The sequence below is a fragment of the Streptomyces diacarni genome, assembly GCF_003323715.1.
Lineage (GTDB): Bacteria > Actinomycetota > Actinomycetes > Streptomycetales > Streptomycetaceae > Streptomyces > Streptomyces diacarni.
Genome location: NZ_QOIN01000025.1, coordinates 101,720 through 128,180, shown reverse-complemented (window position 1 = coordinate 128,180; position 26,461 = coordinate 101,720). Strand labels below are relative to the sequence as shown.

Genomic DNA, 26,461 nt, shown 5'->3' with positions numbered 1-26,461 from the left:
CCTCCTCACCGACGGTGTAAGCCGAGCGTCCGGTCAGTGGGGCGGATCGGTGAAACTCTCAGGTCCGGATGACAGAGGGGGAGGCCGAACGGGCACCCGTGGAAGGTGCCCCCCGAGGTCGCACAGACCAGGAGGCCCCCGCAGATGACTTCCCACCGCATCCCGCTGACCGAGTTGGAGAGCGGCACACCGTTCGAGAGCCGACACATCGGGCCCGACGCGGCCGCGCAGGCGAAGATGCTCGCCCAGGTCGGGTACGGATCGCTCGACGAGCTCACCGCGGCGGCGGTGCCCGACGTGATCAAGAGCACCGAGCGGCTGGCGCTCCCCGAGGCCCGCAGCGAGGCCGAGGTGCTGGCCGAACTGCGCTCGCTCGCGGAGCGCAACCAGGTACAGCACTCCATGATCGGCCTGGGGTACCACGGCACCTTCACGCCGCCGGTGATCCTGCGCAACGTGATGGAGAACCCGGCCTGGTACACCGCCTACACGCCGTACCAGCCGGAGATCTCCCAGGGGCGGCTCGAGGCGCTGCTCAACTTCCAGACCGTCGTGGCCGACCTGACCGGACTGCCCACCTCCGGCGCTTCGCTGCTGGACGAGCCGACGGCCGCCGCCGAGGCGATGGCGCTCTCCCGCCGCGTCGGCAAGGCGGGCAAGCGCGGTTCCACCGTCTTCCTGGTCGACGCCGAGTGCCTGCCGCAGACCGTCGCCGTGCTGCGTACCCGCGCGGAGCCCACCGGGGTCGAGGTCGTCGTCGCCGACCTGGGCGAGGGCATCCCCGACGAGGTCGCCGACCGCGGCGTGTTCGGCGTCCTGCTCCAGTACCCGGGTGTCTCCGGCGCCGTACGCGACCAGCGGGCCGTCATCGAGCGGGCCCACGAGCTGGACGCCGTCGTCACCGTCGCCGCCGATCTGCTCGCGCTCACCCTGCTGGCGTCGCCCGGCGACTTGGGCGCCGACATCGCCGTCGGCTCCAGCCAGCGCTTCGGGGTGCCGATGGGCTTCGGCGGCCCGCACGCGGGCTACATGGCGGTGCGCGACGCGTTCGCCCGCAGCCTGCCGGGGCGCCTCGTCGGTGTGTCGAGGGACGCCGACGGCGAGCAGGCCTACCGTCTCGCCCTGCAGACCCGCGAGCAGCACATCCGCCGCGAGAAGGCCACCAGCAACATCTGCACCGCGCAGGTGCTGCTGGCCGTGATGGCCGGGATGTACGCGACCTACCACGGGCCCGAAGGGCTCGCCGCGATCGCGCGCCGTACGCACCGCTACGCCGCGCTGCTCGCGGCCGGACTGCGGGACGGCGGCGTCCAGGTCGTCCACGGCGCCTTCTTCGACACGGTCACCGCGCGGGTGCCGGGACGGGCGGCCGAGGTCGTCGAACGGGCGAGCCTGGCCGGGGTCGACCTGCGCCTGACCGACGCCGACCACGTCGGCATCGCCTGCGACGAGCTCACCGGGCGCGCCCACCTGAGCGCCGTGTGGCGGGCGTTCGGGGTCCTCGGTGACGACGCCACGAGCGACTTCGCGGCGCTGGACGCCGCGACCGGGGACGCGCTGCCCGAGGCCCTGCTGCGCACCGACGAGTACCTGACCCACCCGGTCTTCCACGAGCACCGCTCCGAGACGGGCATGCTGCGCTACCTGCGCCGGCTGGCCGACCGCGACTACGCGCTCGACCGCGGCATGATCCCGCTCGGCTCGTGCACGATGAAGCTGAACGCCACGACCGAGATGGAGCCGGTCACCTGGCCCGAGTTCGGCGCGCTGCACCCCTTCGCCCCCGCCGAGCAGGCCGAGGGCTACCTGACGCTGATCCGCGAACTGGAGGAGCGGCTCGCCGAGGTCACCGGCTACGACAGGGTCTCCCTCCAGCCCAACGCGGGCTCCCAGGGCGAGCTGGCCGGGCTGCTGGCCGTCCGCGCCTACCACCGGGCGAACGGCCATGAGCAGCGCACCGTCTGCCTCATCCCCTCCTCGGCCCACGGCACCAACGCGGCCAGCGCGGTGATGGCGGGCATGAAGGTCGTCGTAGTCAAGACCAGCGACAACGGCGACGTGGACGTGGCCGACCTGCACGCGAAGATCGAGCAGCACGGCGACGAACTGGCCGTCCTGATGGTCACCTACCCCTCGACGCACGGCGTGTTCGAGGAGCACATCAGCGACGTGTGCGCGGCCGTGCACGAGGCGGGCGGCCAGGTGTACGTGGACGGCGCCAACCTCAACGCGCTGCTCGGCGTGGCGAAGCCGGGCCGCTTCGGCGCCGACGTCTCGCACCTGAACCTGCACAAGACCTTCTGCATCCCGCACGGCGGCGGCGGTCCCGGCGTCGGCCCGATCGGCGTGCGGGAGCACCTGGCGCCCTACCTGCCCAACCACCCGCTGCAGCCCGCCGCGGGCCCCGAGACGGGCATCGGACCGGTCTCCGGCGCCCCGTGGGGCTCGGCCGGAATCCTGCCCATCTCGTGGGCGTACGTACGTCTGATGGGCGCCGAGGGACTGCGCAGGGCGACGCAGGTGGCGGTGCTCAGCGCCAACTACGTCGCCAAGCGCCTGGAGCCGCACTACCCGGTGCTCTACACGGGGCCGAACGGGCTGGTGGCGCACGAGTGCATCATCGACGTGCGGCCGCTGACCAAGCAGACCGGTGTGAGCATCGACGACGTCGCCAAGCGGCTGATCGACTACGGCTTCCACGCGCCGACGATGTCGTTCCCCGTCGCGGGCACGCTGATGATCGAGCCCACCGAGAGCGAGGACCTGGCGGAGCTGGACCGCTTCTGCGAGGCGATGATCGCCATCCGTGCCGAGATCGACAAGGTCGGCACGGGGGAGTGGGACGCGCAGGACAACCCGCTGCGCAACGCCCCGCACACCGCCGCGATGCTCGCGGGCGAGTGGCAGCAGGCGTACGGGCGCGAGGAAGCCGTCTTCCCCGCGGGCGTGAAGGCTTCCGACAAGTACTGGCCGCCGGTGCGCCGGATCGACGGCGCCTTCGGTGACCGCAACCTGGTGTGCTCCTGCCCGCCGGTCGCGGAGTACGAGGCCGGGTAAGCAGGCACCGCCGCCGCCCACGAGGCGGCGAGCGGGCTCACGTGTCGGGCCCTGTGCGGGGCGCGCCGCACAGGGCCCGACACGTGCCCGGTGCCGGGCGCGGCCCTCAGGCGGCCGTCACATGCCGGGTGCGGAGCGGCCGGTGCGGTGCGATGATCTGGCCGTCCGGCAGCAACTCGCCGGTGTCCTCGAAGAGGAGGACCCCGTTGCAGAGCAGGCTCCAGCCCTGCTCGGGGTGGTAGGCCACGGGGTGCGCGGCCTCCCTGTCGGCGGAGTCGGCTGTCGGGCACAGTGGCTGGTGCTGGCACATTGTCGCTGTCGTCTTCCGTCGTGTGATGGCGTCTGTCCTGCGGCGCTTGCTCTGCATGGCCGTTCCCCCGTAAACCGTGGTCCGTTCGGTCCCTCTCACAGTGTTCCGCCGCCGGCCCGAATCCGCAGGGATTTCGCGTCAGCATGTACCCAACCGCTCAGACGCGTCACCCGTGCGGGCGGTTGCGTCCAACGGTTCGGTGTCCGCGGCGGGTTGAGACCGCCGAAAGGAACCCGTACGTCCGGGGCAGGAGCGGCGGGCCGTGTGGTCACGACGTGCGCGCCGGTGGGCAGTTGATCCGTCTACGACGAGCAGACCGGCGTACACGGCGCGTGCCGCGGCACGCCGGTGGGGACGGCTGTCAGGCGGAGGTGCGCAGCAGCGGGGCCGTCTGGGTGCCGGAAGCAGCCGAAGGGGTGCTCGTGCCAGTGGCCGTGACCAGCCGGCGGGTCAGCACGGGCAGCAGCGCGTCGACGCGGTGCGCCGTGTGGGCGGCGATACCGGGCGGCGCGGGGGCCAGTGGGATCAGCAGGTCGGCCGGTTCGGGCTCGCCCTCGGCCGGGTCGGCGGAGGTGTCCCGGTGGAGCCACAGGGTGAGCATGTACAGCTCCGGGACGGACAGCAGCCGCGGCTGGTAGGGCGTCGGCAGCGCCTCGGCCTGGTGCATCGCCCGCACTGTGGACAGCACGTAGGGGCCCTGCCGGAACTGGCCGAAGGCCCAGCCGTCCGCGGTCAGGACGGCTTCGGCGGTGCCGGCGTGGGCCGCGCCGTGCGGCCCTGCGGCCTCGCTCGTCTCGTCGCGCAGCAGGAAACGCCAGCCGGTCAGGCGGGTGAGGGGGCCGGGTGCCGCCTGACCGGCGTGGTCGCGCGCGTGCGCCCGCTCCTGTGTGCGCGGCGCCACGCGGGCCATCTCGTAGGCGGGCAGCGGGAGTTCGGGACGCAGCTGGCCCTGGGCCGCGCGCAGGGTCGCGGGGGCGCGGGTACCTCTGACGGCCGTCGGCGAGCCGAGGGCGGTCAGGACACTGCGCAGGGCTGGGGCGGGGGCCTCGGATACGTGCAGCGGCATGGCGGGTCGCCTCTCTCGGGAGACACACGGTGCTGGCGGGGGCGCGACTGCGGTGTCGGCGCGAAGGGCCGCGAGCGCGGCGGGAGGGGTCGACGGCGGGTGGGGTCGCCAAGTCTCTGCCTCGTTCGTGCAGTTTATACGAGATGTGTTCGAGAGAGGTTTCCGCTAACGTGCGCCGGTGTTTACCGAAAGGGGATAACCGGCCGAATCGCCGCGCCTTTCACCTGCGCTGACGACGGGTGAACGGGTTTGACCTCGGGCGCGGGAGGAAACGCGGTCGGCCTGTTGTGGTCGGTGTTTCTCACAAGGAGATGCCGCTGGGCTGGGACGCTGCCGTATGCCGAAGGAATGTGCCGTCCGACATGCGCCAGCCTAGCGGCAGTTACCCGCCCGGTCAGCCCCGGCAGGCGTTATCCACGGCCAGGCAGGGCATTATCGGTGCACGCTCGGCCACGTAGGCCCCAAAGATATCCCGGCGCCAGCCACGAGCAGGGAGGAAGCCCCCGATGGGAGAGAAGGTCGTCGCCGACAGGTTCGACCTGTCCGACCGGCGGCGGTACCGGCAGAAGCTGCACAAGTGCCTGGAGGGGCTGTGGCAGCTTCTGGAAGAGAAGAGGTTCGACCGTCCCAGGAACCTGATGGGATTGGAGATCGAGCTGAATCTCGCGGACGCCCAGGGCCAGCCGCTCATGGTGAATGCCGAGGTTCTCCAGCGGATCGCGAGCTCCGATTTCCAGACCGAACTGGGACAGTTCAACCTCGAAGTGAATATCGTGCCGCACGCGCTCTCGGGCCGCGTTCTCGACCAGCTCGCCGAGGAACTGCGGACGGGCCTCGCCTACGCGGATCGCCAGGCCCGCCAGGCCGAGGCGCGCATCGTGATGATCGGAACCCTGCCGACGCTGACGCCCCGGGACCTGACGGTGGCCAACCTCACCGACATGGACCGCTACCGGCTGCTCAACGACCAGATCATGGCGGCCAGAGGCGAGGAGATCACTCTCGACATCGACGGGGTCGAACACCTGACGACCACGTCCGAGTCGATAGCGCCCGAGTCCGCCTGCACCTCGGTGCAGTTGCATCTGCAGGTGACGCCAGGACGGTTCGCCGACGTGTGGAACGCGGCCCAGGCCATCGCCGGGGCGCAGATCGCCATGGGGGCCAACTCGCCCTTCCTGTTCGGCCACGAGTTGTGGCGCGAGTCGCGGATCCCCCTCTTCCTCCAGGCGACCGACACCCGGTCGCCGGAGCTGCGGGCACAGGGCGTGCGCCCTCGCACCTGGTTCGGCGAGCGCTGGATCTCCTCGGCGTACGACCTGTTCGACGAGAACGCCCGCTACTTCCCCGCCCTGCTGCCCCTGCGCGACGAGGAGGACCCGCAGCGGGTGCTCGCCGCCGGCGGGGTGCCCTCGCTGCCGGAGCTGACCTTGCACAACGGCACCGTCTACCGCTGGAACCGCCCGGTCTACGGCGTCATGGACGGGGCGCCGCACCTGCGGGTGGAGAACCGGGTGCTGCCCGCGGGCCCGACGGTGACAGACGTGCTGGCCAACACCGCGTTCTACTACGGGCTGGTGCGGGCGCTGGCCGACGACCCGCGGCCGGTGTGGAACCGCATGCCGTTCGCGTACGCGGAGCGCAACTTCGACGCCGCCTGCCGCCACGGCATCGAAGCGGAGCTGTGGTGGCCGCGCTCGGGGCGGGGCTCGGGACTCGTGCGGCGGCCCGCCACCCGGTTGGTGCGCGAGGAGCTGCTGCCGCTCGCCGCCGCCGGGCTCGACGCATGGGGCGTGGAGCCCGCGGACCGCGACCGCTGCCTGACGGTGATCGAGGAGCGGTGCAGGCGCGGGGTCAACGGCGCCTCCTGGCAGGCGTCCGCCTACCGCGGCGCGCTGGAGTCGGGGCTCGACCGCGACAAGGCGCTGGCCGCGGTCACCCGCGCCTACTGCGACCGGGCCGCCGACGGTGCGGCCGTCCACACGTGGGACGACGGACTCTGACGCGGGGTCTGCCAGGGCGGGTCAGCCGCGGCTGCCCGCCTCCACGATCGCCTTGAGGATCACCTGGTGGATCTGGGCCGGGTCGCTGACCTGGTGGGCGGAGCCGCCGGTCGCCTTCGCGAGCTCTTCGGCGGCCTTCTCGTCGGCGTCGGGTCCCACGGCGATCGCGATGAGCGGTAACGGCGCCTTGTGCTCGCTCAACTGTTCCAGCTCGGCCACCAGTTCGGCGCGCGAGATGCTGCCGGGGTCCTCGTTGGCGCCGTCGGTCAGGACGACGAGTGCGTTGAACCTGCCCTTCGCGTACTGCTTCCGTGCCTGCTCGTAGGCGGCCAGGGTCGTGTCGTAGAGCCCCGTCGCGCCGCCGGGGATGGGCTTCATGCCCGCGAACGCCTTGGTCAGCCGGGACCGCTGGGTCACTCCGTCGCCGTCCTCGTGGCCGAGCCGGCGCGGCGGCACCAGCTCGCGGTAGTCCCTGCCCTGGGCCAGCCGGGTGGAGAACTCCCACAGCCCCACCTCGTCCTGCGGCGTGAACTGGGTCAGCCCCTGCAGCAACGAGGCCTTGGTGACATCCATCCGGGACTGTCCGGGGCGGCCGGGCACGGGCGCGGCCATCGAGGCCGAGGCGTCGACCACCAGGGTGAAGCGGGCGCTCTGCACGGTGATCGCCCACATGCCCAGCGCCGTGCGGACGTCCTCGGTGGCGGGCGGCTCGCCCGGCGTGGCCGTGTAGGGCTGGGGGGCGCGGGCCCCGGCGATGCGCGCCACGCCCCCGGCGGCCTCGCCGTCCGGTGTCCTGAAGCCGTGCCGCCGCAGCTCCCGGCGGCCCGCGGCGCCGCCCAGGAGAGTCTGGAAACGGGTGGCGGCCCGACTGGTCGCGGTGTCGCGCTCGCCGGTCTCCAGCAGCGTGTACGGATAGTCCAGGACGGTGGAGCCGTCGTTCGTGGAGCCGTCCTTCGTGGAGCCGGGGTAGAACAGCCGCAGCTCCGGCGCGCCGCCCCGCTTCCTGTTGTGCGCGTAGGCGGCCTGCTCGGACAGGAGAAGGGCCTGGTTGCGCCGCGGATTGCCCAACTCGGCGCGGGAAGTGTCGTGCGGCAGGGTCGCCAGGACCTGAGAGTCGCCGGGCGCGGTGCGCTCGGCGAGCTGTCTGGCGGCCGCGGCGGCCGCCGTCCGGGAGACGTCCGCGTCCTTTCCTGCCGTCGCGCTCTGGATCCGGGTGAGGGCCAGCAGGCCCGTCGCGCTGCGGACCGGGTCGGCGGTGCCGACGCGCAGGTCGCCCTCGCCGTTCGCGGCGGCGGCGAGCTGCGCCCACGAGTAGGTCTTTCCGGGCCAGCCCAGCTCCTCGGCCGCCGCGGGGACGGCTGCCAGGGTCAGCGGTGAGCTGGCGACGCTTCCCAGCGGGCGCAGACCGGTGTCCCTGCCCGAGGAGGAGGACGCGCGGTCCGTCCATATCCGCGAGTCCGGCAGCCAGACGTCGACGTCCTCCGTCGCTTTCCCGCCGCCTCTTCTGAGCGCGGCCGCCATCTCGGCGCCGGTACGCTCGCCGACGTGAACGTCCAGGCACTGCCCGTCCGATCTGGCGTTCTCCTCGCGCGCCCGGTCGGCGACGGCCCGGAGGGCGGGGGCGATCGCGGGCGCGGCGGCCACGCGCAGCTCGACCGTCGACCCGTCGCACGCACCGCCGAAGGGGAGCACTCCGGTGCGCGTGGCGACGACGGTTCCCGCCCCCAGCGCGATAACCAGACCCACGGCGAGGGACACGGTGCGCCGGCGTGCGCGCCCGCGCGTGCCGTGCCGCGTACGGGTGCCCCCGCGCCCGGACCGCTGCCCGGCGTGGGGCCCCCGCGACCCGGGCGCACCGGAGTCGTCGGGCAAGCTGTGTCGTGGCATGGCGTGATCGCCCTCCCGGAAGCCATCCGGCGCCGGTGGGGGAGCGCGGCACACCCCGTCGGCGCTCGTCCCCCCGGTTGCCGCGCACGATCCTGTACCTGCTGCCGTGACCCTAGCGTGGTGACGGGGCGGGTGAGGCGTGATCGCCCGAGCGAGGCCAAGACGGCATATGCAACAGGAGGTTCGTGTGCGCGGACAGGCGCCCGACAACCCGCCGCCCACCGCGGCGGCCTTCCCCGAAGAGGGAGCCAGGCGGCGCACACTCCGTACGGAGGTGCTGCTCGTTCTGGCGCTCTCGCTGGGGGCCAGCGGCATCTCCTCGCTGATCAGCTTCGTCGGTGCGCTGACGCAGCCGGGCGGGCTGGGCGACCAGGCGGCGCGGCTCAACTCCTCGCAGGCGCCCGGACGGCCCTGGCTCGACCTGGCGTGGCAGCTGTTCGGCATCGCCACCGCGCTGGTGCCGGTGGCGCTGGTGGCGCACCTGCTCACCCGGGAGGGGGCGGGCGGGCTGCGGGCGCTGGGTCTCGACCGGCGCAGGCCGGGGTTCGATCTGGGCTGGGGCGCAGCGGTGGCCGCCGGCATCGGCGGCTGCGGCATCGGCTTCTACCTGCTGGCGCAGGCGAACGGCTTCAACCTCACCGTGGAGCCCGAGTCGCTGCCCGACGTGTGGTGGAAGTATCCGGTGCTGATCGCCTCGGCCGTGCAGAACTCGGTGCTGGAGGAGGTCATCGTCGTCGGCTATCTGCTGCGCAGGCTGGGCCAGTTGGGCTGGTCGCCCGTGGCAGCGCTCGCGGCCGGCGCGGTGCTGCGCGGCTCGTACCACCTCTACCAGGGCATCGGAGGGTTCCTCGGAAACCTGGCGATGGGCGTGGTCTTCGGCCTTCTCTACCTCAGGTGGCGGCGGGTGGGGCCGCTCGTCGCCGCCCACGCCCTGATCGACATCGTCGCCTTCATCGGCTACGCGCTCCTGGCGGGGAGGGTCGACTGGCTGCCGACCCCGTGAGCGGCCCGGTGGGCGCGCCGGGTCACAGCGGGGCGTGCAGGGTGGCGTCCAGCACGGTGACGGCGCTGCCGCCGAGCAGTGTGCGCGCGCCCCGCAGCGTGGTGCGCACGTAGCCGGTACGCCGGGAGACTTGGAGGCCGGTCAGTTCCGCGCGTCCGAGGCGCCGTGACCACAGCGGCGCGAGCGCGGTGTGGGCGCTGCCGGTGACGGGGTCCTCGGGGATGCCCTGCGCGGGGGCGAACAACCGCGAGACGAAGTCGTACGGGGGCTCGGGTGCGTCCTCGCGCGCGGGCGGCGCCGCGGCGGCCGTCAGGAGCACCGCGGGGCTGGGCAGCGCGGACACGGCCGCGAGGTCGGGCGCCAGCCCGCGCAGCGTCGCCTCGTCGGCGATCTCCAGGACGAGCATCCCCAGGCCGCCGGTGTCCCACGCGGCCGGCACGGGCGCGCCGAGAGCCTCCACGGCACCGTCCGGTACCGAAACCTCCGTCAGCGTGGCGGTGGGGAAGTCCAGGGTGAGGGTGGAGTCCGGTTCCAGGGAGGCGCTGAGTACCCCGCTGCGCGTGCGGAACCGGACGCGCCCGCCCTCGGGCAGCGCGCCGTCCTCCGCGAGCAGGTGCGCGGTCGCCAGCGTGGCGTGCCCGCACAGGTCCACCTCCGTCGTCGGCGTGAACCAGCGCAGCGCCCAGTCGGCTTCCGGGTCGTCGGCCAGCGGGTGGGCGAAGGCGGTCTCGGCCAGGTTCATCTCGGCGGCGAGCGCCTGGAGGCTCGCGTCGGCCGGGAAGGCGTGGGGTGCTTCGCCGTCCAGCAGGACGACCGCGGCGGGGTTGCCCGCGTAGGCGCGTGCGGTGAAGGCGTCGACGGTGCGGATTCTCATGGCCGCGACGGTACGGGGACCGCGTGGGCCCGGCACACGGCCCATAGGCGGCAGGTGGTTCGGTGAGACTTGTCGCCCGATGGTTTCCGATATATCGTTGAGGCATCGCAACTAGTTCGAGACGTATCTGAGAGGAGTCAGCGATGTATCCCTTCGGAATGGAACACGGCAAGGAGCGCGGCAAGCGTCACGGCATGGAGCACGGCCCCAGGAGGTACGGCCCTGGGCCGGGGTACGGCGTCGAGGGCCCCGAGGCGGGGCGCCCCTGCGGCCCGCACGGCGGCGGGGACCGGCGAGGCCAGGGGCGCGCGGCCTTCGGCCCCTTCGGCCCGCCGTTCGGCGGGGGCGGCCCCTTCGGCGGGCGCGGTCCGCGCGGCCGCGGTGGTCCCCGCGGCCGCGCCCGGCGCGGCGACGTGCGCGCCTCGATCCTCGCGCTGCTCAAGGAGCGCCCCATGCACGGGTACGAGATGATCCAGGAGATCGCCGAGCGCAGCGGCGGCGCCTGGAAGCCCAGCCCGGGCTCCGTCTACCCGACTCTCCAGCTGCTGGAGGACGAGGGTCTGATCAGCAGCGAGAGCGAGGGGGGCAAGAAGCACTTCTCGCTCACCGAGGCGGGCACCTCCGAGGCCGAGGCCGGCGCGGAGGCGCCCTGGGAGGACGCGGGCCGCGGGGCCGACTGGGAGGCGCTGCACGAGGTCCGCACGGCGGCGGGCGGACTGACGGCCGCCTTCCAGCAGGTGTGGGCGACCGGCACACCCGAGCAGCGGGAGAAGGCGCTGCGCGTCGTCAACGACGCCAGGAAGAGCCTCTACCTGATCCTGGCGGAAGAGGACTGAGCAACGTCGGACGTCTCCTCCCCGAGGAGGAGGCGTCCGACGTCCTGCCCACCCACCGGGGGAGGGGCATATGCCACGGGGCGCCGATGAAACGGCACAGGTGTGTGTGATGTGGTGGTCGTGTGCACAGCCCTACACCGTTCAGCCGTCAGACCGCAGCGGAGGCCGACGACGCCGTCGACCCGCAGGTCAGCGACGCGTTGGCGGCCATGATGGCGACCGCGCGCCGCCGGGCCGCGCGGGACGGCGACCGGCAGATCGACACGGCGCACCTGCTGCACAGCCTGCTGGAGTCGGACAGCTCCACCTGGGATCTGCTGGACGGCGGTAGCCCCCAGGTCGGCAAGCTCCTCGGCTACCTCGTCCAGCGCAGCATCGGCTACGGACTGCGCTGGCAGAGCGCCCTGGAGGACTCGGGCGCCGTTCCCGCCGTCTCCGAGCAGCCCGGCGGTGTCCCGGGGTGGTCTCCCAGCGCGCGGGCGGCCCTGGAACTCGCCGGTGAGCGTGCCCGGCGCCGGGGGCGGGAGGAGGCCGAGGGCATCGACCTGTTCGCCGGCGTGGTGGCCGACCGGGAGTGCCGCGGGGTGGAGGTGCTGCGCCGCGCCGGGGTGGATGTGCCGCGACTGGCGAGGCGACTGGGGGTCGCCTCTCGTCAGGAGTGACAGGGGTGACACTCCTGACGGGCGTTGACATGATGTGTTCATGCACGCCACCTCCGCGTCCCTGGACGCCTCGCGGGCCCGCACCACGGGACTGCTTCTCGCGCTCGTCTCCGCCTGCTCCTTCGGCAGCTCCGGCGTCGCGGCCAAGCCGCTGATCGAGGCCGGTCTCGAGCCGCTCCAAGTCACCTGGCTGCGGGCCGCGGGCGCGGCCGTGGTGCTGCTGCCGCTCGCCTGGCGGCACAGGTCGCTGGTGCGTGAGCGCCCCTGGCTGCTGCTGGGCTTCGGGCTGCTCGCCGTCGCCGGGGTGCAGGCCTTCTACTTCACGGCGCTCTCCCGCATCCCCGTCGGTGTCGCGCTGCTGATCGAGTACCTGGCGCCCGCGCTCGTGCTGCTGTGGGTCAGGTTCGTGCAGCGCCGCCGGGTGACGCGGGCCGCCGCCGTGGGCATGGTGCTGGCCGTCGGCGGACTCAGCTGCGTCGTCGAGGTGTGGGCGGGGCTGCGGCTCGACGGGCTCGGGCTGCTGCTCGCGCTGGGGGCGGCGTGCTGCCAGGTCGGGTACTTCGTCCTCTCCGACCACGGCAGTACCGCCGAGGAGGGGGAAGCCGCCCGGCGGCCCGCCGACCCGCTGGGGGTCATCGCCTACGGCCTGCTCATCGGGGCGCTCGCGCTGACGGTGATCGCCCGGCCGTGGAACACGGACTGGGCGGTCCTGGGCCGCAGCGCCGCGATGGACGGCACCGACGTGAACGCGCTGGTGCTGCTGGCCTGGATCGTGCTGGTGGCCACCGCGACCGCCTACGTCACCGGGGTGGTCTCGGTGCGGCTGCTCTCGCCGCCGGTCGCGGGCGTGGTGGCCTGTCTCGAGGCGGTCATCGCGACGGTGCTGGCCTGGGTGCTGCTGGGCGAACACCTGAGCGCCGTCCAGCTCGCGGGCGGTGCCCTGGTGCTGGCGGGCGCGTTCATCGCGCAGCGCTCCACCCCTGGGCCGCAGCCGGGCGCTCCCGTCGCGGAGGCTCCGGTCGCGGCATCCACCGGGACCCCCGAGGCGGACCGGGACGTCAGCGCGCGGTGAGGTAGCCGGGCACGGGGGTCCCCGGATTGAGGTGGTCCGCCGGTATGGGGGTGCCGTAGGCGGGGGAGACGGGCACCACGCCGGTCCAGTACGGCAGGTCCAGGTCCTCCGGGTCGTCATTGGGGCCGCCCGTGCGCACCTTGGCCGAGACCTCGTCGAGAGCCAGCCGGATCACGGCGGTCGCCGCCAACTCCTTGGCATCGGCCCTGCGGGAGTCGTCCGCGCGCCCGTGCACGACGTTGTTCACGACCGCGTCCAGCGCGGCCAGCCGCTCCTCGTGGTCGGTGACCTCGTAGGCGTCTCCGTGTGCCACCACCGAGCGGTAGTTGAGCGAGTGGTGGAACGCCGACTTGGCCAGCACCAGCCCGTCCACGTGGGTGACCGTCACGCACACCGGCATCCCCGACGCGGAGCGCCCCGCCTCACGCAGCGGCCGGGATCCGGTGGAGCCGTGGACATAGAGGTGCTCGCCCAGGCGTGCGTACAGCGTCGGCAGGACGACGGGCCGGCCCTCGCGGACGAAGGCGAGGTGGCACAGGTAGCCGGCGTCGAGGATGCCGTGCACCGACTCCCGGTCGTAGGACATCCGCTCCCGCGCCCTGGTGCCGGTGGTGCGGGACGTGCGCGCGTAGGGCGTGCGGGTGGTCGTCTCGTCGGGCTGCGGGCTCTCCATGGCATCTCCTTTTGTACTAGTGCATAATGTTTTTTGTGCTAGGAGATTACAGGATCGAAGGTCGCGGCGCAGCGGAGATCGCGGCCAGCGTCGAGAGCGGCGTCGGCAGCGGAGCCCTCGCCCCCGGTGACCCGCTGCCGCCGATGCGCGAGCTGGCGGCCGAACTGGGCGTCAACCCCAACACGGTGGCCGCCGCGTACCGCACGCTGCGCGAGCGCGGCGTCATCGAGACGGCGGGACGGCGGGGGAGCCGCGTGCGGGAACGGCCCGCCACCGCGCCCCGCGAATCCGTCCGGGTCGCACCCCCCGAAGGCGGCCTCGACATCTCCACCGGCAACCCCGACCCGGCGCTCCTGCCCCCGCTGGGCCCCGCGTCGGCGGCCTCCACCGACGCCGCCGCCCGCGCTCCCGTCCTCTACGGCGCCCCCGACACCGATCCCGCTCTCGCCGCACTCGCCCGCGCCGCACTCGACGCCGACGGCGTCCCGGCCGGGCCGCTCGCGGTGACCTCGGGCTCCCTCGACGCCATCGAGCGGGTACTCGGAGCGCACCTGCGCCCCGGCGACCCCGTCGCCGTGGAGGACCCCGGCTGGGGCAGCCTCCTCGACCTCATCCCCGCCCTCGGGCTGCGCCCGCTGGCCGTCGCGCTGGACGACGAGGGACCGCTCCCCGACGAGCTGGAACGAGCCCTGGAACAGGGGGCGCGCGCGGTCGTCGTCACCTCCCGCGCGCAGAATCCGACGGGCGCCGCCGTGACCGCCGCCCGCGCCCGCGAACTGCGCGCCGTACTGGCGGCACGGGAGAGCACGCTGCTGATCGAGGACGACCACGGGCACGGCATCGTCGACCTGCCGCTGCATCCGCTGTCCTGCGCCACCCGGCACTGGGCCCTGGTCCGCTCCGTCGCCAAGGCCTACGGCCCCGACCTGCGGCTGGCCGTCCTGACCGGAGACCGGCTCACCGTCGACCGGGTGCGCGGCAGGCAGCGGCTCGGCCCCGGCTGGGTCAGTCACCTCCTCCAGCGCGCCGTCGCTCACCTGTGGCAGTCCGGGGCCGTCGACGCGTCCCGGGTGGCCGGCTCGTACGGCGCGCGGCGTACGGCCCTGCTCGACGCGCTCGCGGCGCGGGGCGTGGCGGCACGGGGGCGCAGCGGCATGAACGTCTGGGTGCCCGTGCGGGACGAGACGGGCACCGTGGCGCGGCTGCTCCAGGCGGGCTGGGCGGCAGCGCCCGGCGCACGCTTCCGGCTGGCGTCCCCGCCGGGCGTGCGGCTGACCGTCTCGCCGCTGACCCTGCCCGCCATCGACCGCCTCGCCGACGACATGGCCGCCGCCCTGCGCACCGACCGGGCGGGGCGCTACGACTGACCGGGCGGGACACCACGCTGAGCGGGCGGGGCGCTACGGCTGAGCGGGCGCGAGCTTGCGGAAGTCCCAGGAGGCGACCTTCTCGGGGGTGAGCCTCAGCCAGGCGTGCCGTCCGTCGTGCGGCATCTCGGCCAGACCGAAGTACTTGGCGGGGAACAGGAGCTCCACCTCGGCCAGTTGCGGACAGTGCTCGCCGGTGCGGGGCGCCTCTCCGACGCACTCCACCCGCCCCGTCAGCTCGGCTCCGCGCAGCTCGCCGTACTCCTCACCGTCGTCCACCACCACCGCGATCCGCGGGTCCCGCAGCAACTGCGCCCAGCGGCGGCTGCGGGTGAGCGAATAGAGCCACAGCGAGGTGCCGTCCCACACGAACCACAGTGCGCTCACATGCGGGGCGCCGTCCGTACCCACCGTCGCCGCCCGGCAGGTGCGCCGGTCCCTCAGGAAGGCGTCGAGTTCACCGGGCGTCATCATGATCCGGCGCCCCCGCCGCTGCTTGGTGACGGCCATGCGGTTCCGCCTTCCGTACGCCCGGCTCGTGGCCCGAGAGAACTGACAACCTGTCAGGAAAAGCATGCGGGCTCTTCCCGTCCGGCGCAATGCTTCCTACCCTGCCTCCACTTCCACCCGGAGAGGGGAGCTCCCGCATGCCCCCGCACGCACGGCTCGCCGCCCAACTCGCCCCCGCCACCACCGCCCTGCTGACCGTCGAATGCCAGCGCGGCGTCGTCGGCGAGGACAGCGCACTACCCGAACTCGCCCAGGCCGCACGGGAATCAGGGGCGCTGCTGCGCGTCGCACAGCTCGCCGGCGCCGCGCACGGCGCCGGCGTGCAGGTGCTGCACGCGATCGCCGAGCGGCGCCCGGACGGGCGGGGCTCCGGCCGCAACGCACGGCTGTTCCGCGCCGCCGAGCGGCTCCCCGTACGGCAGGAGCCCGGTTCGCCCGCCGTCCAGGTCGCAGAACCCATACCCGTCACCGAGCGTGACCTGGTGGTACGGCGGCTGCACGGCCTCTCGCCCCTCGCGGGCACGGACGTCGACGCACTGCTGCGGAACCTGGGGATCCGCACACTCGTCGTCACCGGCGTCTCGGCGAACGTGGCCGTGCCCAACGCGGTCTTCGACGCCGTCAACCTCGGCTACACCGCCGTGGTCCCCGCCGACGCCATCGCGGGCGTACCCGCCGACTACACGCCCGCCATGGTCCGGCACACCCTCGCCCTCGTCGCGACGGTCACCACGGCGGACGCGGTCCGCGCCTGCTGGGACCCCGCGTCCACCCGCGTCACCGCCCCGCCGCTGTGATCACCCCGGTGCCCCCGGCCGGAGGAGAGAGCGCCGGGCCGGGACGGTATCCTGGCCCCAGCGGTGGTCCCCGACCGCCGCGACGGCGGTGGGGCCCGCCGTAACCGAACCGCGGCGAGGGCGCCGCCAACGGTCCCTACTTGTGCACGCGCACGCCTGCCCGCCCGGGCGTGCCCGACGAGTAGGAGACGACACATGGCCGGACACGGCCGAGGCCCGGACCCCGTGCCGAACGAACCCGTCGACCCCGACGTCGACCTGCACATCCCCGCCCAGCGCGACGAACTGCGCAGGCGACACGCTCCCGTCGTGGCCGCCGTCTCCCTCGGCGGCGGCATCGGGGCCGCCGCCCGCTACGGAGCCTCCCTGCTGTGGCCGACACAGGCCGGGACCTTCCCGTGGACCACACTGCTGGTCAACGTCACCGGCTGCGCGCTCATCGGCCTGTTCATGGTCGTCCTCACGGAGCTCGATTCGGCCCACCGGCTCCTGCGGCCCTTCTTCGGCACCGGCGTTCTCGGCGGCTTCACGACGTTCTCCACCTACGCCACCGACATCCAGCGCCTCATCGAGGAAGGCAGCCCCCGCACGGCCCTGGTCTACCTCGGCCTCACGGTGGCCGGCGCCGTGGCGGCCGTGTGGACGGCGGCGTCGCTGACGCGACGGGCCCTCGCCTGGAGGCAGCGGTGAGGCGCGCCACCCGCGGGCCGGTCGCCCGACCACGACCGGGAGGTCCGCCACGACCGGGAGGTCCGCGATGAACTGGCTGCTCGTGATCGCCGGGGCGATGGTCGGCGCACCTCTGCGCTATCTGACGGACCGCGCGGTGCAGTCCCGGCACGACACCGTCTTCCCCTGGGGCACCTTCACCGTCAACGTCGCGGGAAGCCTGCTCCTGGGCCTGATCACCGGCGCCGCCACCGCCGGGGCGGCCTCCACGCACACCCAACTGCTCCTGGGCACCGGCCTGTGCGGAGCCCTCACCACCTACTCCACCTTCTCCTACGAGACGCTGCGCCTCGCGGAGAACGGCGACCGGTTCTTCGCCGCCGCCAACGTCGCGGCCGGCGTCGCGGCCGGTCTCGGAGCGGCCTTCACCGGAGCCGCGCTCGCCCACGCCATCTGGGCGTGAGGCTGCGGAGCCGGGGCGTGTGGCCGGCCCCGGCGTGCAGCCGTACAGCGCACTCCTACGTATCGGTAGAGTCGTTTTCCGCTTCGCGCTCGCGTATGGGCCGCCGCCCCACGTCGGCCCAGGCCGCCGCCGCAGTGATCACCGTGCGCTACCCGGCGTACGTGGATACCGCGCGCTGCCCCGCGAGAGCGCAGGTCGTCGTCCTCTTGTCGGGTGCGGGTCCAAGGCGCCGGGGTCGGATCTTCCACGTGCTCTCGACCGTCCACCGCCTGGCGGACACCGCCTCCCACCGCGTCTCCCCGGAAGGAACCCCCTCGCCGTGCTCGTCGCTCGCTCAGTCGCCCTGTTCGTCGTGGCCGCCCTGTTCGAGATCGGGGGTGCCTGGCTGGTGTGGCAGGGCGTCCGCGAGCACAAGGGCTGGGTGTGGATCGGCGCCGGCGTCGTCGCGCTCGGCCTCTACGGCTTCGTGGCGACCCTCCAGCCCGACGCCCACTTCGGGCGCATCCTCGCCGCCTACGGCGGGATCTTCGTAGCCGGATCGCTCGCCTGGGGCATGGTCGCCGACGGATACCGGCCCGACCGCTTCGACGTCATCGGCGCTCTTGTCTGCCTCGTGGGCATGGCTCTCATCATGTACGCGCCGCGCGGCCGTTGACGGTGTGCGGGCGCCCTGCCGCCGCTGCTGTCGTGGAACGGTCGACATGTCCCAGTCGCTTGTGTGTGCGCCGACAGCCCGCGCGCGGCGCACGGTTCAGACGTGTCCTGTGGCGAGATCCCGGTGTGCGGGCGGCGGAAGACGGGGTGCCTGTCGAGCAAAAATGCTGGGGCGGCAAAGTTGCCGAGTGGGCACCTTCGGCTCTATCGTGGCGTCATGTCCGATGAGCCGGTGCTGGGCCTGCGTGAGCGCAAGAAGATCGACACTCGGAAGGCGCTGAGCGACGCCGCCGTGGAGTTGATGTACGAACGCGGCCTGAAGAACCTCGTGCGGGAGGAGATCGCGGCCCGGGTCGGCGTGTCACCGCGCACGTTCGGCAACTACTTCGCCAGCAAGTACGAGGCCTTGGCCTACCGGCTGGGTGACCGCATGCGCCGCAGCGCCGAGCTGCTGCGGGCCCGCCCCGCGGACGAGCCGCTGTGGACGGCGATCGCCGAGGCCGTGGTCGAGCCGCTGCGGGCGGACGGAGCGCCGTTCGGGCGGCCGACACGTGAGCAACTCGTCGAGTTGCGCGAGTTGAACCTGACGCCTCAGATGCAGGAGGCCATGGCGCGGGCGTCGATCGACGATCTCGTCGACGCGATCGCCGCGCGCACGGGCACCGACGCGCGCAACGACCTGTATCCGCGACTCGTCGCGCGCGTGACCGTCACCGCGGTGAACGCCGTGACGGACCGCTATGTGCACACGGACGAGCCGGTGAACGTCCCCGACCTGCTCCGCGAGGTGCTCACCCACATCTCGGAAGGGCTGCCGCCGCCCGAGCGGTGACCGGCAGCGGCCGCCCCACGGGGCGGGCAGCGCGCCGGCTGACCGACGCATCAGGCCGCGTGGGCGATTCCGAGCCCGTCGGGAGGAGACGAGCCACCATGTCGGACACGACCACCGAAGGGGAGGCCGAGGCCGGACCGACGCTGTCCGCGGCGGGCAGCGACCGCCACCTCAAGCTGGGCATCGGCGGCCTCCTGCTCGGCATGTTCCTCGGCATGATGGACAACTTCGTTGTGAGCACCGCACTGCCGAAGATCGTGGCGGACCTGGACGGGCTGACGTCCCTGGCCTGGGTGATCACGGCGTACTCGCTGGCCATCGCGGCGTCCACGCAGATCTGGGGCAAGCTGAGCGACCTGTACGACCGCAAGGTGATCTACCTGTTGTCGGTGGTGCTCTTCCTGGCCGGGTCGATGCTGTGCGGCCTGGCGCAGGACATGACCCAACTGATCGTGTTCCGCGCCCTGCAGGGGTGCGGAGCCGGCGGGCTGGTGGTCGGCGCCCTGTCGATCACCAGCGTGATGCTGACCCCGCAGGAGTCGGCGAAGGCCGGGTCGTGGACCGGGCTGCTGATGGGGGCCTCACTCGTCGGCGGACCTCTGATCGGTGGCCTGGTCACCGACGCGTGGAGCTGGCACTGGATCTTCTACATCAACGTGCCGTTCGGCGGCCTCTGCGTTCTCGCGACGCTCGTCGGCGTCCGCCTGCCCGCCGCGCCGAAGCCGAAGAAGAAGGTGCGGATCGACTACCTCGGCATGCTCCTGCTGACCGCGGGCGTCGTGTGCCTGACGCTCGTGACGACCTGGGCGGGAAACAGCTACGCGTGGGGGTCCTGGCGGATCATCGGCCTCGCCGCCGCCGGAGTGCTCGCACTGGCCGCGCTGATGTGGGTGCAACAGCGTGTGGCCGAACCCGTGCTGCCGCTGCGGCTGTTCCGGCACCGCAACTTCACCCTCGCGCAGATCCTAGGCTTCGTCTTCGGCGCGGCCATGGTCGTGCCGGTCACCTTCCTGCCGTTGTACGCCCACAACGCCAAAGGCGTCAGCTCGATCGGCAGCGGCCTCCTGCTGCTCCCGATGATGGCCGGGATGGTGTCGATGATGAGGAGGGGGTCGGCGTGGATCCGCCGCACCGGACGCTTCCGCATCCTCCCGATCATCGGCAGCGCGGCCCTCACGGTCGGCATGGCCCTGCTGCTCCTGCTCAGACCCGGGACGCACACACTGCTCAGCGCCCTGTACGTCGTGCCGATCGGCGTCGGGCTCGGCTGCCTCATCCAGAACACGGTGCTGATCTCCCGTACGGCCGTCGAACCGCGCGACATGGGGGCTGCCATGGGAGTGGGTTCGCTGACCCGGACACTCGGCACGGGCATGGGGGTGGCGCTCTTCGGGGCACTGTACGCAGGCCGGTTGAGCGGCAGCCTGACCGGCAGGATCGGTGCGCAGGACGCGTCCTCACTGGTCGCGTCCGGCAGTGACGACCAGGTGGAGTCGCTCGGCCGGATCCCGGCGCGGGCGCAGGAGGCGTGGGCGAGCGCGGTGACCGACGGCCTCCACGTGGTGGCGCTCGCCGGCGTGGTCGCCGGCATCATCGCGGTGGTGTCCGCGGTTCTCGTCCGCGAGATGCCGCTCGGCCCCCCGCTGGCGCCTCCCCGAAGCTCCTGACCGCCGGCATGGGCTACGGCGAACACGATTGGCCGGACAGAGCGCCGGCCGCGAGCGCCGCGCCGAAGAGCCAGGGCCGCTTGCGTACGGTGGCCGTGAGAACGAGCAGCCCCTTACGCGGTGAGGGCCTGTCGGCTGCGGACACGTCGTCCGACCAGTTCCCCGTCGGGGTGACGGCCGTAGACGTCCGCCGTGCCGACGAGGTCGACGCCCAGGCCGAGTGCGCGGTGGATGGTGGCGACCGAGGCCGTCTCGTCACGTCACGTTCGTGCGGGTCGTAGGCGTAGGCCATGCCCATGCATTCGAGGCCTACGACGCCGACCCGGTCTCCGTGCGGTCCGATGGCTGTGGTGCGCAGCTCATGTCTCCTGTGCGCGGGGCGACTCCGGGGTGCGGCCCGGAACTTCAGGAGACGGCGCCCTCCGTCCAGGCGCGCTTGAGGATCTCGTCCACGGTCTGGTCCACCGTCTGGTGCGAGGTGTCCAGCCACAGCCCGATCCGCGCGGTGCTCTGGCGCAGCACCGCGTCCAGCTCCCGGGGCTGCCAGTGCGGGCCGTACCCGGTTTTGGCACGCTGCTGCTCCCGCTCCAGCACCGCGTCGGGGTCGGGTGCCAGCACGACCACGGCCAGCGGCCGGCTCGTGATGAGCTCGGTCATCTCCGCCAGGTGCTCGCCCAGCACGATGTCCTGGACGATCGCGGTGAAGCCCGCCGCGCAGTACGCGTCGGCGGACGCCGCAGCCAGCCGGTACCGGAGCCGGAGTTGGGCGAGCGCCTCCGGGTCCGGCTCCGCGGTCATGTTCACCAGGCCGCCCACGATCATGCGGCGGAAGAAGTCGCCGCGCACGTGGGCCGACCGGTCCAGCCGCTCGGCCAGAGCCTGCGCGACGGTGGACTTGCCCGCCGCGGAGATGCCCGAGATGACGATGACGCCGTTGCTTTCCCCGCCGCACCGGGCCCGGGAGTTCTCGGTCATGAGGAGGGGTGGTTTCCTCTCTTGTGTCGCGCAACGCGATGCCGCGGCGCGTGGATGTCGGGTCGCGCAAGCGTCTTGTCCTGCGGGCGGTCGGAATAGCGAAAGGGGCCGCCACAAGATGCGACGACCTCCCGAGAGCTCGGCGACACGGGCGGGACGAGGACATAGAGTTCGGCGTCACCACCCTGACAGGTGACGCCCGTGCGCGCGCCCCTAGATGAGTGAGCGTTTTCGGCGTTGCCTCTCCAGGGTGAGGACCGCCTTGGCGATTGACGCTATGTGGTTCGGGCTGCATCGCGGTCTTCGGAAGGTCCGCCAGGACTTGAGTCGCGCCATGCCGCGTTCGAACGGTGGCTGGATGTGGCCAGTGCCCGGTTGACGGTCCGTTCTGTCGGCGTCAGCTGCCCGCGGGGCGGGCGTCTGCGTCCGGTGGTGACCCAGGGGCCGGCACCTGTAGAGGCGCGGTCGGCCAGGATAGGGATTCCCTGGCGTTCGCAGTTCCGGACGATGCGGTGGGTGCGGGCGGCGGTCAGGTCGTGGCGGCCGGCCCCCGGCCGGAGTCTTCGCCCGCGTCGGGCAACGACTCCTTGCCTGCGCAGCCACGATCTGGCGCAACTGGACGACCGGAGCACACGTCAACGCTCCCTGATCGCCAATGGTCACTACAGACGTCGGATTCACTCCTCTGACCCACGCATGTGTGCCCCCACCGGGCACGGAGTGCGGCACGAGGTGCGGATTCTCTTCGGGCGACGAGCAGTGGGCGCATCAAAAATCCTCAGGTCGCCGTCTGGACGAGGACGGGAAGGGCCGCCGGCCCGTGGACCAAGCGGGTCGGCCGCCAGGCCACTTGCTCCGGAGGCACGGCGAGTCGGATCTCGGGGAAACGGGCGAAGACCGCTCGCAGGGCGAGTTCCGCCTCCGCGCGGGCCAGTGGCGCCCCGACGCATCGGTGGATCCCGTGGCCGAAGGCGAGGTGGCCGCCGGCGTTGCGGCCGAGGTCGATCCGGTCGGGGGAGGCGAAGCGCTCGGGGTCGCGGTTGGCGGATCCGATGGCCACCTGGACCGGGGCGCCGGCGGGGATCTCGACACCGCCCAGCGCGAGGGGCTCTGTCGTGTACCGGAACGTGGCGGTGCTGACGGGGGAGCTGTGGCGCAGCAGTTCGTCCAGCGCGCCAGGCACGAGATCCGGGTCCCTGCGCAAGCGTTCCAGGTCGGCGGGTTGCTGAAGGAGCGCGAGTAGGGCGGAACCCAGGAAGTTGGTCGTGGTTTCGTGGCCGGCGACGAGGAGGAGGACGGCGAGGGAGACCAATTCCTCCTCGCTCAGCTGCTCTGCACCGTCCCGGACCAGGATGAGGTGGTCGAGGAGCGCGTCGCCAGGGCGGTCCCGCTTCTCGGCGATGAGGTTCGTCATGTACGCGGCGATCTCGTGCGAGGCCGCGTCGATCCGCTCGGGGCGGCCAGCAGCGAAGAGGTCGGCGGACCAGCGCCGGACCTGCGGCCGGTCGGCCTCGGGCACGCCGAGCAGCTCGCAGATCACCGTGACGGGAAGAGGCATGGCCAGGTCCGCGATCACGTCGACCCGGCCAGGGGCGGGCCACTGGTCCAGGAGGGCGGCGGTCACCTGCGCGATGAACGGGCGCAGCGCGTCGACCGCGCCCGTGGTGAACGCCTTGGTCACCAGCTTGCGCAGGCGGGTGTGGCGCGGAGGGTCGCCGGCCAGCATGCTCCGCGCCACCGCGGGGTGCAGCCGGCGACTGGACTGCTTGTCGGCGAAGAAGGCGGCGGTGTCCTTCGACAAGCGCGGGTCGCCGAGCGCCTGCCTGGCCTCCGCGTATCCGGTAACGAGGTAACTGGTGTGCCCGGACGAGCCGCCCCGCACTCGCTGGACAGGGCACGTGAAGGGCGGGGTGTCACCACGGCCGTGGGGCTCCTGACGGTCCTGCGCGGATTTCTTCACGCGGTCAGGATCCTCTCCGCTCGACACGTTCGTCACCCGCGACGCGGAAGCCACGTCACCCGCGACGTGGGAAATGCGTCATCCGCGACGTGGGAAACGGAAGAGCCCACGGGGCCCGCATCCCTCGGACTCTCCCCAGAGGGGGTCACGGTGGGCCGCCGGCGTGGTCGCCCTCTGTCCTTCCGCTTCCACACCCCAAGAGGCCCTCTCCTTCGCACGGCGGCCTGCCCGACGCGGTCGGCGAGAGCGACACGCGGCAGGACGGTTCCCGGGCGGGGAACCGGAACCGGAACCGGAGCCGGCGCTGCTGCACTTTCTCGCAGTCCGGCAACCGACGGACCGGCGTGCGCTTCCGCCCTCCACCGGGCCCGGGCCTTCTTCGCCGCCCACGGCATCAACCGCATCCAGCGGATCGTCACGGACGACGGAGCCTGCTACCGCGCCGCCGACCTCGCCCGAGCCCTGCCCGTCCGTCACGGGATCTTGAGCAGCAGTGCGGTGAGGCCGTCCGGAGCGGTGATCATGCAGTCGTGGCCGGTGTCCAGCTCCCACACCACCGCGGGTTCTCCGTTGGGCTGGAGCGGGGGAACGGCCCGCCGTTCCCCTCCGACACAGTGGATGTGTGTGCGCGGGACGCTGTCGGCCGCCGGGTTCACCAGGCGGACGGGTTGCTGAAGGGTTCGCAGTGACTGGTCGGACAGAGTGCCGCGCAACCACGCCACGTCATCCGGGTCGGTGACCCCGAACAAACCTGCGGGATAGGGGAGTTCGGGGAGCGGTGGGATCCGCCAGCCGTCACCGGCCCCTTCGGCGAGTTGGATCATGAATTCGACCTGGTGGGCCGGGAGAACGTCGGCCGCACTCTCGCCGTCCGCAGGTACCAGCGCTTCGACGTAGACCGCATGGGAGATGCGCTCGGGGACAAGGTCGATTACCGCCGACACGAGCATCCCCGCGTAGCTGTGCCCCACGAGGATCACCTCGGTGAGGTCTTCGGCGAGGATGAGGCTGACGACATCTTCGACATGCGTGTCGAGCCCCACGTCGGGGCCGAGCCGGTGTGCACGGTCCCCGTGGCCGGTCAGGGAAGGGGCGTACACCTGATGCCCCGCGGACTCCAGCCGCAGAACTGTCCGGTCCCAGCAGGCGCCACTGTGCCAAGCGCCATGAACGAGCACGTATATGGACATGAAGTTCCCTCTTGGTTGACGGGGGAAGAATCCGGGTATGTCGTGGAGTCGCATCACTGTGTCAGTCGTGGACTCCGGGGGCTCGCGCTGTGACGCCGCCGGTACCGGTCCATTGGGCTGTCGGGGTGCTCACGGCCCACCTGCCCAGGGTCGCCCAGTCGTTGAGGACTCGACGGCGGGAAGGTGGCCCAGTCGGTTCCCTCGATGTTCATCGCCGGCGCATCGCGCGGCCCGGGGCTGGAATGCGCGCGGGCCGCGCCCCGGGCCGCGCCCCGGGCCGCGGCCCGGGGCGCGGCCGCCGATCAGGACGGCCTCGCAGTCCGGCAGGACGGGCCCACCGCCACCGCCCGCGTCGCCGCCACCTGATCAGTCCGCCCTCGGGACCGGCTTTCCATCAGCCCTGTTCGGCCGCGAGGATCTCGGCCGCCCGCTGGCCGACCACCATGGAAGGGGCCATGGTGTTGGCGACCGTCACATGGGGCAGCACCGAGGCGTCGGCGATGCGCAGGCCCTCGATGCCGTACACCTTGAGCCTCGCGTCCACGACGGCTCCCTCATCCCGTCCCATCCGGGACGTACCGCTTTGGTGCCAGAAGGTTTCCGCAGCGTTGCGCAGGAACTTCTCCCCCGTGTCCGTCACCGACGACGCCGGGGACACCTCCCGCTCGACGAACGGGCGCAGTGCCGCGGAGTTGCCGATCTCCCGGGCCATGGCCACGGCGGACAGGGCCGAGCGCACGTCGTCGGGGTCGGCGAGGAAGTTCGTCTCGATGCGCGGTCCGGCCATCGGGTCCGTGCTCGCCAGGCGGACCCGGCCTCGGCTGCCGCCCCGCGAGCGCATGGCAGGCATCAGGGTGAAACACCGCTCCGGCGGCGGGTACTGGGCCGCGCTCTCGGTGGAGACGGACGGCGCCGGCGAGAGGTACATGACGAACTCCGGTGCGCCCGGTCGTGTTTCGTCCTGCCAGAAGCAGACGGCCTGGCTGCGTGTGGGCACTGGCAGCGGCAGGTCTGTCGCCTCCCACATGCAGGGCAGGCGTATGTGGTCGTCGAGGTTGCGGCCGACGCCGGGCAGGTGCTGGAGCACCGGGGTGCCCAGGTTGCGCAGTTCGTTCTCGTCCCCGATCCCGGATCGCATGAGTACGGCCGGGGTGCCGAGTGCGCCCAGCGACAGCACCACCTCGTGTGAGGCGTTGACGCGCAGCGGCCGGCCGTCGCGCACGATGTCGACGCCGCGGGCCCGGCCTGCAGAGAGCAGGACGCGGGAGACCGTCGTGTGCGGCAGTACCGTGAGGTTCGGCTGCCCGACACGGTCGGCGACGTAGCGGCGGAAGGGGGTCTGCCGCTCGCCGTCGTGGATATTCTCGTCCCGCACGGCGCAACCGGAGTCCGCCTCCATCAAGACGCCGTTGGCGCTGTCGAAACGGGGGATGCCGGTGGCCTCGGCGCCGTCGAGGAAGGCGGTGAACAGCGGGTGCACGTCCTGCGACGGCCGTATCCGCATCGGCCCGCCGGCACCCCGGCGTTCGGGGTCGGGCACGCCCTGCCAGTCCTCGATGTTTCGGTAGTGCTCCAGTACATGCGCGTAGCCCCATGCGGGATCACCCGTGGCCGCGGCGTAGGAGTCCCAGTCGGTGCGGTGGCCACGGGCCCACACACCCGCGTTGACGGCGCTGCCCCCACCCAGCCCGCGGCCGGTGGCGTAAGCGAGCCGGCGCCCGTTCAGGTGCGGGTTAGGCTCCGTGACGTGGTCCCAGGTCCGCTCGCTGCCGAGGTTGGCCGGCCACAGGTCAGGATCGCGGACATGCTCGTCATCGTCGTCGCCGCCGCTCTCGACGAGCAGTACCGTGACGGCCGGATCCGCCGCGAGCCGGCCGGCCAGGACGGAACCGGACGTACCGGCGCCGCACACGATGTAGTCGAAGGTGGCACCG

The 26,461-nt window shown here is 72.5% G+C and carries 23 protein-coding genes and 3 pseudogenes; 15 read left to right on the top strand and 11 right to left on the bottom strand.

Annotated elements, in window-relative coordinates; all coding sequences use genetic code 11:
• The first annotated feature begins 144 nt into the window (after positions 1–144).
• Positions 145–3,057, top strand: coding sequence for an aminomethyl-transferring glycine dehydrogenase (gcvP, locus tag DTL70_RS02410; protein WP_114020138.1), 2,913 nt, complete (start codon positions 145–147; stop codon positions 3,055–3,057).
• Positions 3,058–3,163: 106 nt separating this feature from the next.
• Here the strand turns inward: gcvP and DTL70_RS02405 are convergent, their stop codons facing one another.
• Together DTL70_RS02405 and DTL70_RS02400 are read right to left on the bottom strand one after the other, a co-directional pair.
• Positions 3,164–3,367, bottom strand: a complete 204-nt coding sequence (locus DTL70_RS02405) for a DUF5999 family protein (protein WP_114017361.1) — start codon at positions 3,365–3,367, stop codon at positions 3,164–3,166.
• A 361-nt stretch (positions 3,368–3,728) separates the two neighbouring features.
• Positions 3,729–4,433, bottom strand: coding sequence for a hypothetical protein (locus DTL70_RS02400; RefSeq protein WP_114020137.1), 705 nt, complete (start codon positions 4,431–4,433; stop codon positions 3,729–3,731).
• A 506-nt stretch (positions 4,434–4,939) separates the two neighbouring features.
• Here DTL70_RS02400 and DTL70_RS02395 point away from each other — a divergent pair.
• Positions 4,940–6,436, top strand: a complete 1,497-nt coding sequence (locus tag DTL70_RS02395; protein WP_114020136.1) for a glutamate-cysteine ligase family protein — start codon at positions 4,940–4,942, stop codon at positions 6,434–6,436.
• Positions 6,437–6,457: 21 nt separating this feature from the next.
• On the opposite strand, the gene DTL70_RS02390 is transcribed toward DTL70_RS02395, so the two are convergent.
• Positions 6,458–8,323, bottom strand: a complete 1,866-nt coding sequence (locus DTL70_RS02390; protein WP_114020135.1) for a substrate-binding domain-containing protein — start codon at positions 8,321–8,323, stop codon at positions 6,458–6,460.
• A 187-nt stretch (positions 8,324–8,510) separates the two neighbouring features.
• On the opposite strand from DTL70_RS02390, the gene DTL70_RS02385 reads away from it, so the two are divergent.
• On the top strand, positions 8,511–9,326 hold the full coding sequence (locus tag DTL70_RS02385; RefSeq protein WP_425470301.1) for a CPBP family intramembrane glutamic endopeptidase: 816 nt from the start codon (positions 8,511–8,513) through the stop codon (positions 9,324–9,326).
• 22 nt (positions 9,327–9,348) lie between these two features.
• On the opposite strand, the gene DTL70_RS02380 is transcribed toward DTL70_RS02385, so the two are convergent.
• On the bottom strand, positions 9,349–10,200 hold the full coding sequence (locus DTL70_RS02380) for a PhzF family phenazine biosynthesis protein (RefSeq protein ID WP_114020160.1): 852 nt from the start codon (positions 10,198–10,200) through the stop codon (positions 9,349–9,351).
• Between the two features lie 143 nt (positions 10,201–10,343).
• On the opposite strand from DTL70_RS02380, the gene DTL70_RS02375 reads away from it, so the two are divergent.
• The 3 genes from DTL70_RS02375 (at position 10,344) to DTL70_RS02365 (ending at position 12,770) form a co-directional block, all read left to right on the top strand.
• A complete protein-coding gene (locus DTL70_RS02375) occupies positions 10,344–11,036 on the top strand; it encodes a PadR family transcriptional regulator (protein ID WP_181860743.1) in 693 nt (230 codons plus the stop codon).
• 122 nt (positions 11,037–11,158) lie between these two features.
• Positions 11,159–11,698, top strand: a complete 540-nt coding sequence (locus DTL70_RS02370) for a Clp protease N-terminal domain-containing protein (protein ID WP_114020133.1) — start codon at positions 11,159–11,161, stop codon at positions 11,696–11,698.
• A gap of 40 nt (positions 11,699–11,738) precedes the next feature.
• On the top strand, positions 11,739–12,770 hold the full coding sequence (locus tag DTL70_RS02365; RefSeq protein ID WP_114020158.1) for an EamA family transporter: 1,032 nt from the start codon (positions 11,739–11,741) through the stop codon (positions 12,768–12,770).
• On the opposite strand, the gene DTL70_RS02360 is transcribed toward DTL70_RS02365, so the two are convergent.
• The gene (locus DTL70_RS02360; RefSeq protein ID WP_114020132.1) at positions 12,757–13,443 is read right to left on the bottom strand and encodes a pyridoxamine 5'-phosphate oxidase family protein; all 687 of its coding nucleotides are present in this window, start codon (positions 13,441–13,443) and stop codon (positions 12,757–12,759) included. The genes DTL70_RS02365 and DTL70_RS02360 overlap by 14 nt on opposite strands.
• Before the next feature lie 35 nt (positions 13,444–13,478).
• Here DTL70_RS02360 and DTL70_RS02355 point away from each other — a divergent pair, with 35 nt between their 5' ends.
• Complete coding sequence (locus tag DTL70_RS02355) at positions 13,479–14,810, top strand: aminotransferase class I/II-fold pyridoxal phosphate-dependent enzyme (protein ID WP_181860742.1); 1,332 nt, start codon at positions 13,479–13,481, stop codon at positions 14,808–14,810.
• A 33-nt stretch (positions 14,811–14,843) separates the two neighbouring features.
• On the opposite strand, the gene DTL70_RS02350 is transcribed toward DTL70_RS02355, so the two are convergent.
• Positions 14,844–15,320 carry a pyridoxamine 5'-phosphate oxidase family protein gene (locus tag DTL70_RS02350; protein WP_114020130.1) on the bottom strand — a complete coding sequence of 159 codons (477 nt, stop codon included), beginning with the start codon at positions 15,318–15,320 and terminating at the stop codon, positions 14,844–14,846.
• 137 nt (positions 15,321–15,457) lie between these two features.
• Here DTL70_RS02350 and DTL70_RS02345 point away from each other — a divergent pair, with 137 nt between their 5' ends.
• The 6 genes from DTL70_RS02345 (at position 15,458) to DTL70_RS02320 (ending at position 20,402) form a co-directional block, all read left to right on the top strand.
• Positions 15,458–16,117 (top strand): cysteine hydrolase family protein, encoded by a 660-nt coding sequence (locus tag DTL70_RS02345; protein WP_114020129.1) that lies wholly within the window; start codon positions 15,458–15,460, stop codon positions 16,115–16,117.
• A 195-nt stretch (positions 16,118–16,312) separates the two neighbouring features.
• A complete protein-coding gene (gene crcB, locus DTL70_RS02340; protein WP_114020128.1) occupies positions 16,313–16,807 on the top strand; it encodes a fluoride efflux transporter CrcB in 495 nt (164 codons plus the stop codon).
• A gap of 67 nt (positions 16,808–16,874) precedes the next feature.
• Positions 16,875–17,249: a fluoride efflux transporter CrcB gene (gene crcB, locus DTL70_RS02335; RefSeq protein ID WP_114020127.1), complete on the top strand. Its 375-nt coding sequence runs from the start codon at positions 16,875–16,877 to the stop codon at positions 17,247–17,249.
• Between the two features lie 319 nt (positions 17,250–17,568).
• Complete coding sequence (locus tag DTL70_RS02330; RefSeq protein WP_114020126.1) at positions 17,569–17,904, top strand: YnfA family protein; 336 nt, start codon at positions 17,569–17,571, stop codon at positions 17,902–17,904.
• Between the two features lie 216 nt (positions 17,905–18,120).
• Positions 18,121–18,735, top strand: coding sequence for a TetR/AcrR family transcriptional regulator (locus DTL70_RS02325; protein WP_114020125.1), 615 nt, complete (start codon positions 18,121–18,123; stop codon positions 18,733–18,735).
• Between the two features lie 98 nt (positions 18,736–18,833).
• Complete coding sequence (locus tag DTL70_RS02320; RefSeq protein ID WP_114020124.1) at positions 18,834–20,402, top strand: MDR family MFS transporter; 1,569 nt, start codon at positions 18,834–18,836, stop codon at positions 20,400–20,402.
• Between the two features lie 405 nt (positions 20,403–20,807).
• Here DTL70_RS02320 and DTL70_RS02310 read toward each other — a convergent pair whose 3' ends face one another.
• On the bottom strand, positions 20,808–21,377 hold the full coding sequence (locus DTL70_RS02310; protein WP_114020122.1) for an AAA family ATPase: 570 nt from the start codon (positions 21,375–21,377) through the stop codon (positions 20,808–20,810).
• A gap of 213 nt (positions 21,378–21,590) precedes the next feature.
• Positions 21,591–21,916 (bottom strand): annotated as a pseudogene (locus tag DTL70_RS02305) (transposase family protein); the annotation flags it as partial.
• On the opposite strand from DTL70_RS02305, the pseudogene DTL70_RS35055 reads away from it, so the two are divergent.
• A pseudogene (locus DTL70_RS35055) lies at positions 21,916–22,040 on the top strand (IS982 family transposase); the annotation flags it as partial. The pseudogenes DTL70_RS02305 and DTL70_RS35055 sit on opposite strands and share 1 nt — an antisense overlap.
• A gap of 115 nt (positions 22,041–22,155) precedes the next feature.
• On the opposite strand, the gene DTL70_RS02295 reads toward DTL70_RS35055, so the two are convergent.
• Positions 22,156–23,337: a cytochrome P450 family protein gene (locus DTL70_RS02295; RefSeq protein ID WP_114020121.1), complete on the bottom strand. Its 1,182-nt coding sequence runs from the start codon at positions 23,335–23,337 to the stop codon at positions 22,156–22,158.
• 363 nt (positions 23,338–23,700) lie between these two features.
• On the opposite strand from DTL70_RS02295, the pseudogene DTL70_RS35050 reads away from it, so the two are divergent.
• Positions 23,701–23,802, top strand: a pseudogene (locus tag DTL70_RS35050) (IS481 family transposase); the annotation flags it as partial.
• Positions 23,803–23,810: 8 nt separating this feature from the next.
• On the opposite strand, the gene DTL70_RS02290 reads toward DTL70_RS35050, so the two are convergent.
• Entirely contained in the window at positions 23,811–24,527 is a 717-nt protein-coding gene (locus DTL70_RS02290; RefSeq protein ID WP_114020120.1) for an alpha/beta fold hydrolase, read from the bottom strand.
• Positions 24,528–24,921: 394 nt separating this feature from the next.
• Positions 24,922–26,439: a GMC family oxidoreductase gene (locus DTL70_RS02285; RefSeq protein ID WP_220183587.1), complete on the bottom strand. Its 1,518-nt coding sequence runs from the start codon at positions 26,437–26,439 to the stop codon at positions 24,922–24,924.
• Between the last annotated feature and the right edge of the window lie 22 nt (positions 26,440–26,461).